Origin of the sequence: Azonexus sp., assembly GCF_036170495.1 — a bacterium.
Classification (GTDB): Bacteria; Pseudomonadota; Gammaproteobacteria; order Burkholderiales; family Rhodocyclaceae; genus Azonexus.
In genome coordinates, this window is record NZ_JAVHPH010000466.1 from 2,932 (window position 1) to 8,274 (window position 5,343).

General features: G+C 61.7%; 4 protein-coding genes. All 4 read left to right on the forward strand.

Annotated elements, in window-relative coordinates; translation table 11 throughout:
- Positions 1-154: 154 nt before the first annotated feature.
- The 4 genes from ADADOO_RS16755 to ybiB all read left to right on the forward strand — a co-directional run bounded on the left by ADADOO_RS16755 (position 155) and on the right by ybiB (position 5,047).
- Positions 155-751: a glutathione S-transferase N-terminal domain-containing protein gene (locus ADADOO_RS16755; RefSeq protein WP_011286577.1), complete on the forward strand. Its 597-nt coding sequence runs from the start codon at positions 155-157 to the stop codon at positions 749-751.
- Between the two features lie 2 nt (positions 752-753).
- A complete protein-coding gene (locus tag ADADOO_RS16760; protein WP_511278651.1) occupies positions 754-1,188 on the forward strand; it encodes a ClpXP protease specificity-enhancing factor in 435 nt (144 codons plus the stop codon).
- Positions 1,189-1,315: 127 nt separating this feature from the next.
- Positions 1,316-4,039: a nitrate reductase gene (locus ADADOO_RS16765; protein WP_511278652.1), complete on the forward strand. Its 2,724-nt coding sequence runs from the start codon at positions 1,316-1,318 to the stop codon at positions 4,037-4,039.
- Positions 4,040-4,057: 18 nt separating this feature from the next.
- Positions 4,058-5,047 carry a DNA-binding protein YbiB gene (ybiB, locus tag ADADOO_RS16770; RefSeq protein WP_511278653.1) on the forward strand — a complete coding sequence of 330 codons (990 nt, stop codon included), beginning with the start codon at positions 4,058-4,060 and terminating at the stop codon, positions 5,045-5,047.
- Positions 5,048-5,343: the final 296 nt, after the last annotated feature.

Consider the following 5,343-nt stretch of genomic DNA (forward strand, 5'->3'; position numbering starts at 1 on the left):
TGGCCTTCCTGGCAGTTCTCTTTGTTGTCGCCTACGCGCTCAAGAAGGAATACTGGAAAGACATTCACTGATCCCTCCTGGATCAGCTAACGGCATCGCGGGTTTGGCTCTGGCCGGCCCCCGATGCCGAATCTCATTTTGAGGGTTACCACAAATGATGAACCTCTACTCGGGCACCACCTGCCCCTTTAGTCACCGTTGCCGCATTGTCCTGTTCGAAAAGGGCATGGATTTTCAGGTCATCGATGTCGACATGTTCAACAAGCCGGAAGAAATGGCGGCGATCAATCCGCACAATCGCGTGCCGGTTCTGGTTGAGCGCGATCTCGTTTTGTTCGAGCCGAACATCATCAACGAATACATCGATGAGCGCTTCCCGCATCCGCAGCTGATGCCGGCCGACCCGATCATGCGTGCGCGGGCCCGCCAGTTACTGGTCGGCATGGAACGCGAAATCTTCTCGTTTATGGAAGTGATCGAGAAGAATGGCAAGACGGCTGATAAGGCACGTCAGGAAATCAAGGCTCGTCTGACTGAGATCGTGCCGATCTTCAACAAGCAAAAGTTCATGCTCGGCGATGAGTTTTCCATGCTTGACGTGGCCATTGCTCCGCTGCTCTGGCGTCTCGACCACTACGGGATTGATCTGGGCAAGGCGGCCGCGCCGCTCATGAAGTACGCCGAACGCATTTTCAGCCGTCAGGGTTTCATCGACGCGCTGACCCCGTCCGAAAAGGCGATGCGCAAGTAAGCATGGGACTTCCATCAACCAAGCCTTACCTGCTGCGCGCTATCTGGGAGTGGTGTTGCGACAACGGTTTCACGCCGCATATCGCGGTCGAGGTCGATGAGCGCACCCGCGTGCCGCGCGAATTTGTCCGTGATGGCCAGATCGTGCTCAATCTCGGCCCGGATGCGACCAAAAAATTGCTGATCGGTAACGATTTCATCGATTTTCAGGCCCGTTTTGGCGGTGTTGCCCGCGAACTGTCGGTGCCGGTCGACCGAGTTTCCGCGATCTATGCGCGGGAAAACGGCGCCGGAATGGCGTTCGAAGTTGACGGCACGGAGGATGAAGGTACTAGCGAATTCATCGATGCCGGCGAAGCTGCTGTCGAGCCCGAAGAGCCGCCACCCGAGCCACCACGCCCTGAAGCGGGGCGGCCCTGGTTGCAGCGCATCAAATAGGGACGCCGCCTACGGTCGACGCACTAAAAAGGGGAAATTCCGCAGCGGGATTTCCCCTTTTGTCATCTAAGTCCATGATTTTTAAACTTGGCATAGCTGTTGCTCGAGCCAAGCCGGAAGGAAAATCATGCGAACTGAAGTGAAATCAACCTGTTGCTACTGCGGCGTTGGCTGCGGCGTACTCATCGAAACCGAGAACGGTGCGATCACCGGACTAAGCGGGGACCCCGACCACCCGGCCAATCGCGGCCGTTTGTGCACCAAAGGTGCGACGCTGAATCAGACCGTCAATCCAACGTATCGCCTGCTGTTCCCCGAAACGCGAGCAAGCCGGGGGGCGGTCGGAAAGCGCGTTGGTTGGGCGAGCGCGCTCGATGAAGCCGCCGAACGTTTCGCGGCTACCATTCGCCAACATGGCCCGGATTCGGTTGCCTTCTACATATCCGGCCAGTTGCTGACCGAGGATTATTACGTCTTCAACAAGCTGGCCAAGGGCTTGATCGGCACCAATAACGTTGATACCAATTCACGCCTTTGCATGTCTTCGGCCGTTGCCGGCTACAAGCAGACACTGGGCGTCGATGCCCCGCCGTGCAGCTATGCCGATATTCTGCAGGCCAAGGTGATATTCATCTGCGGAGCCAATCCGGCCATCGCTCACCCTATCGTGTTCCGCTACATCGAAGACGCCAAGGCGGCCAATCCTGATCTCAAAGTGATCGTCGCCGACCCCCGCCGCACGGAAAGCGCGGAGATCGCTGACCTCCATCTGGCGATCAAGCCGGGCAGCGACATCGCGTTGTTCAACGGCATGCTGCATGTGCTCATCGCCGAGGGGTTGGTCGATCAGGCCTATGTCGAGGCGCATACCAGCGGTTTCGAAGCGCTGGCCGAGATTGTCAAAAATTACTCGCCGGACAAAGTCGCCAGCCTCTGCGGTGTTCCGGCCGAGGCCATCGTTCAGGCGGCGCGCTGGTTTGGCGCCAGCGATGCCGCGCTGTCGCTCTACTGCCAGGGCCTAAATCAGTCTGCCCACGGCACGCAAAACAACGCCGGCATCATTCATCTGCATCTGGCCACGGGGCACATCGGCAAGCCGGGGGCCGGGCCGTTCTCGCTGACCGGGCAGCCGAATGCCATGGGCGGGCGCGAGGTTGGCGGCTTGTCCAACCTCCTGTCGGCCCACCGCGACCTGGCCAATCCCGAGCATCGCGCGGAAGTCGCCCGCCTGTGGGGTATTCCCGATGTGCCGGCAAAACCCGGAAAGTCCACGGTCAACCTGTTCAAGGCACTCAAAACCGGCGAAATCAAAGCTGTCTGGATTGCCTGTACCAATCCGGCCCAGTCACTGCCTAACCAGGGCGCTGTGCGTGAGGCGCTGCAAGCGGCTGAATACGTCGTGCTGCAGGAAACCTACGGCAATACCGACACCGCCGATTACGCTGATTTGCTCTTGCCAGCCAGTGGCTGGGCCGAAAAACACGGCACGGTGACCAATTCCGAACGCTGCATCACGCGCATCCAGTCAGCCATTCCGGCTCCTGGCGAGGCTCGTCACGACTGGGAAATCGTCGTCGATTTCGCCCGCCGCCTGGGTGAAAAGCTGGGCCATGCCGACGCCGCTCGCCTGTTCCCCTACGCCTGTCCCGAAGACATTTTCAACGAGCACCGCGAAAGCACGCGGGGTCGCGATCTTGACATCACCGGCTTGTCCTACGCCTTGCTCGAAGCGCAGGGGCCGCAGCAATGGCCGTATCCCGAGGGGGCCAGGGCCGGCAAGCTGCGCCTTTACGAAGACGGGCGTTTCCCGACAGCCGACGGCAAGGCACGTTTTGTCGCCATCGAACATCAGCCTACTGCCGAATTGACGACGCCCGAGTTGCCGATCAGCCTGCTCTCCGGCCGCATGCGCGACCAGTGGCACGGAATGAGCCGGACCGGCACCGTGCCGCGCTTGTTCAACCTCGAAGATGAGCCGCTGCTGGCCATGCATCCGTGCGACATGCGGCATCGTGGTCTTGCCTCGGGTGATTTGGCCAAGGTGAGCAACGGCCGTGGCGAGATGCTCGTCCGTGTCGCCGAGCGCCCCGGACTGGCCAAGGGCCGGGCCTGGATGCCGATGCACTGGGGCAGCCAGTTCATGAGCACGCCGGGGGCCAATGCGCTGGCCTGCGACGCTCTCGACCCCTATTCCCAGCAGCCCGAACTCAAGCACGCAGCGGTACAGATCGAGAAATCCGATCTAAGTTATCCGTTGGCGGTGATTCGCCGCTGCGCCGATGTCAGTGCGGCGCTCGCCATGCTGCAGGCAGCGCGTCGGCTGCTGCCTGCGTTCGCCTACGCCAGCGTTGGCCTCTACGGTCGTTCCAGTCCGCTGGTCGTTTTCCGGGCGGCTTCGGCGTGGCCGCTGGGTGAACGCAGCATCAACGATATCGACACCATTTTCGGCTTGGCAGGGGATCACGGGGCGATCGTATACGCCGATGCCCGGCGCCATATCGCCAAAAAAGCCGTTGCCGTCGACGGCCGCCTGCTCGGTGTCCGGCTGGCCGGCGAGACGCAGGCCCTGGCGTGGCTGCGGCAGGCGATGGCGGAGGATGAACTTGATGCCAGCCTGATTCGCTTTGCCCTGGCGCCTTCAGCCAAGCCGCCGGTCAGCATGGTGGCGCGCAACATCGTCTGCAAATGCGCTGATGTCAGCGATGTGCAGATTCACCAGGAACTGGAGAACGGGGCTGACTTGTCGCAACTCCAGAAAAACCTGAAATGCGGAACGTTCTGCGGCTCCTGTCTGCCCGCTGTCAAGCGCATGGTGGCCGAGCACCCCGCCAGAATCGCTGCGGCAGCCTGACTGCCACCGGAGGCGACAGTGAGCTACGGACAATACATTAGGGAGATCGGACGCGGCGCCGAGGGCGCGCGTGATCTGCGGCGCGACGATGCGCAGCAGATTTACGCGGCGATGCTCGATGGCGGCGTGCCCGATCTTGAAATGGGCGCCATCATCCTTGGCCTGCGCGTCAAGGGTGAATCGCTCGACGAAATGCTCGGGTTCATGGCTGCCACCGAGGAGCGCACGCACCGTCTCGACATGCCGCACGGCCGTGTCCGGCCGGTCGCCCTGCCAACCTACAACGGGGCGCGCAAGGAAGCCAACCTGACGCCGCTGCTCGCCCTGCTGCTTCAACGTTTTGGCGTACCGGTCGTGGTCCATGGCCTGCTCGAAGGCTTCGGCCGGGTAACGACGGCGCATATTTTCCGCGAACTCGGCGTCATGCCCGTCGCCTCGACGACCCAGGCCCAGATCGCGCTCGAAGAGAAGGGGCTCGCCTTCCTGCCGCTGCATGCCCTGTGTCCGGGCATCCACAACCTGCTTGGCCTGCGCAGCCGCCTCGGCGTGCGCAACAGTGCGCACAGCCTGGTCAAGCTGATCAACCCCTTCGCCGGCGACGCCGTGTTGGTGGCGCCGGCGACGCATCCCGAATTTATCGATCTGATGCGCGACATCCTGCTCGCCCGGGGCGACCGTGCGCTGCTCCTGCGCGGCACTGAGGGCGAGCCCTTTGCCAACCCGAAACGCAGGCCACGTCTTGAATTCATTCACGACGGCGGCGTCGATGCCCTGTTCGAAGCCGAACACGAGAGCCTGCGCGCCTTGCCCAATCTGCCGGAAGCCAACGATGCGCCGAGCACGGCGAAATGGATACGGCGCATTCTCGACAAGCAGTCGCCGTTGCCCAAGCCCTTGGCCAATCAGCTGGCCTGTCTGCTCTACGCCAGCGGTTATGCCGAGGATTTCAACCAGGCCAAGGCCATCGTTGCCGTTGAAGCAACCGGCCTGATCATGGGCGGCAACTGAGCGGCGCCAACAAAAAGCTTCTGGCATCGTTGATTCGCCTCACCGCACCTCGCGGTCGGCCTTCATCGGTTCGCCCGGCCAGCACCGCGCCGCGCAGCATTGGGTGGGCGTCGTCAGGTTGAATCTGCACCGCGCTGGAACTGCTTGCCCCGCCTTGGTGCGCGATTGTTACGGTCAACCCGAAAAAACGTCTAAAAATCAAATCACTGGCCCGCTGGCACGCGGCTTGCAATAACCCTCCCGGAACAGCGAATCAACCGCCAACGTCGGCGGTCCGATGGCAACGACGTCATGCG